Here is a 2495-nt window from a genome sequence, read left to right on the forward strand (position 1 = left end):
GGGCCCGCCCACGCATCCGCGCGGACGGGCCCTCGCCGTCGCCGTCTCCCGGGGGACGGTCTTAATCACCCCTTCGGGGGACGGCCTCCGTCACTTCCGGGGAATGCCTCCGTCACTCCTTCTTCTTGCGGCGCGTGCCGAAGACGATCTCGTCCCAGCTCGGCACCGCCGCCCGCCGTCCAGGCCGTACGCCGTCCGCCTCCGCCTGACGGTCCGTCGTCCCGGTCAGGCGGTCCCGGTGGCCGGCCACGGACCGGGGCATCAGCACGTCCGCGTACGCCGAACCGGCCGACGCCGCGGGGGCGACCGGCTCCTCGGCCTCCTCGGGCTCCTCCACGACCTCGGCGGCCACCGGTTCCGAGGGGGCCGTCCGGTCCGTACGGTCGGGGACCACCAGGTCGCCCCGGAAGCTCGGCACCGCCTCCAGCAGACTCGTCAGCGAGTCCCTGTCCCGCTCGCGGTCGCGCTCCTCGTCCTCCGGCTCCTCGGTGAGCGCGGGCCGTTCCGGCGCGCGGTCGAAGGCGCGGTCCAGTGAACGTTCCTGCCGCTCCCGGGGCAGCCGCGCGATACGCGGCACGAACGGGAAGCTCGGCTCCTGCGCCATCACCGTGTCGTCGGTGTCGCCGATCAGCGCGCGCGCCTCGTCGTCGACGGCCTGCACCAGCCGGCGCGGCGGGTCGTACGTCCAGCTCGCCGAGTGCGCCTCGCCCGCGACGCGGTAGACGAGCAGCACCTCCCAGGTGCCGTCGTCGCGGCGCCACGAGTCCCACTGGACCGTGTCCTTCTCGGCGCCGCGCAGCAGCAGCCGCTCCTGTACCGCCTCGCCGAGCGGCGGGCCCGCGTTCTCGCCGGGACGCCGTACGGGGGTCTTCCGCGCACGCTCCGCCATGAAGGCGCGCTCCGCGAGGACGGGCCCCTCGAAGCGGCGCACCCGGTCGACGGGGATGCCCCCGAGCTGCGCGACCTCTTCGGCCGACGCGCCGGCTCGTATCCGCGCCTGGATGTCACGGGGGCGGAGATGGCTCTCCACCTCGATCTCGATCTGGCCGAGACGCGCACGGTCGTTGCGGACGGCGGCACGCAGCCGCTCGTCGATAGGCAGGGTGTATTCCGTGCTGTCGGCAGCCTTGAGCACCAGTCGTGGGGCGGCGTTGGAGACGGCCACGACACGCAGTTCGGGCATGGGAACCTCCCGGGTGGTGCCTGCCGACGTCACGTGCGTCGCTGCTTCCGCTGGTCGAGTGTGGCCTGCCCGGGTGCAGCCTGCCACAACCTTGCCGTATTGCCCGGCGTGTCGGGCAGGGGCCCTGGATCGCCGTTATGGCACGGTTACCTATTCGCGACGCAGAGTGACGTACCCGGTCACTCCGCGCAGCAGGCGTCCGTGCGGTGCAACGGCCCCGCCGGTTCGAGTGCCACGTGCGGCCCCCTTCCGAAGGTCCCGGACGCCCGCGAAGGAATCCGGCCCCAGGGCTCGCAACAGTACTCCATTCGGGGCCATCGGGGTGGAGTGACGCGCCGCGTGAGTTCCGTGTGGCGGGTGGGAACACGCCTCCCCGTGCCCCTCCGGGCGGTGTTGTCCTGGCCACAATCCGCCGGATCGGAACGTCTCGCTTCGCTCATCTGTCCCTATCTGGTGCAAGCTGGGGCAGTCGTCAAGCAGGGGCCGGAGATGGAACAGAAGCTGGACAGCGGTACGAAACGCTATGACAGCGGTACGAATGAGGGCACGGAACACAAGGGGAAGCGGCTCGATCTGAGCGTGCCCCAGGTCGCCGCGAGCGCGGTGGCGGCGATCGCCGCCGCGGTCCTGGCCTCTCAGCTGGACGTGTACGGCACGATCATCGGCGCGGGTGTCGTCAGCGTGATCGCGACCTGCGGCGGATCGATTTTTCACTACCTGTTCCGGCGCACCGGGGAGCATCTGCGGGACGCCGCGGAGCAGGCGCGTCCGAAGGCCCGTCAGGTCCCGGTGCGGGACGGGGCGCCCGCCCCGGCCGCCGGCCAGGGCCTCCCCGACACCCTGGACGTGCTCGGCGCCGACTACGGCGAGGCCACCACGCACCGCAGCAGGCGGCGCGGCTGGAAGCGCCCCGTGCTCGGTGCCGTCGTCGTCTTCCTCGTCGCCATGATCTGCATCACCGGTTACGAACTCGCCGCAGGGCACGACCTCACGGGCAACGCCCGTACGACGATCGGCTCCGTGGTGGGCGGCGGGGACGGCTCCGCCACCCGGCACTCCCCGTCGCCCGGCCCCTCCACCTCGCACCCGGACGGCGGGCGGAGCGACGGTTCCGGCGGTAAGGGCGGCAGCGCCGACCCGAGTACGTCCCCCGGGACGGGCGACGGCCAGGATCAGCGTCAGGGGCAGGAGAAGGGGAACGGCCAGGGGTCGGGGACATCCGGCGAGCACACCGGGTCCGGCGCCCCGACGCAGGCGCCCTCGACGCCTTCGGACGGCAGCGGTCAGACCCCGTCGGCGCCGACCCCGACCG

At 72.9% G+C, this 2495-nt stretch carries 2 protein-coding genes; one reads left to right on the plus strand and one right to left on the minus strand.

Annotation, left to right across the window (positions count from 1 at the left end; genetic code table 11):
* Nucleotides 1–112 precede the first annotated feature (112 nt).
* Complete coding sequence (gene sepH / locus LCE31_RS17660) at nucleotides 113–1216, minus strand: septation protein SepH (protein ID WP_225015252.1); 1104 nt, start codon at nucleotides 1214–1216, stop codon at nucleotides 113–115.
* Between the two features lie 456 nt (nucleotides 1217–1672).
* Between sepH and LCE31_RS17665 the strand changes: the two genes are divergently transcribed.
* On the plus strand, nucleotides 1673–2495 hold an 823-nt coding region (locus LCE31_RS17665; protein WP_225015253.1), incomplete at its 3' end, for a hypothetical protein.

Source organism: Streptomyces sp. 8L, assembly GCF_020176795.1.
Classification (GTDB): Bacteria; Actinomycetota; Actinomycetes; order Streptomycetales; family Streptomycetaceae; genus Streptomyces.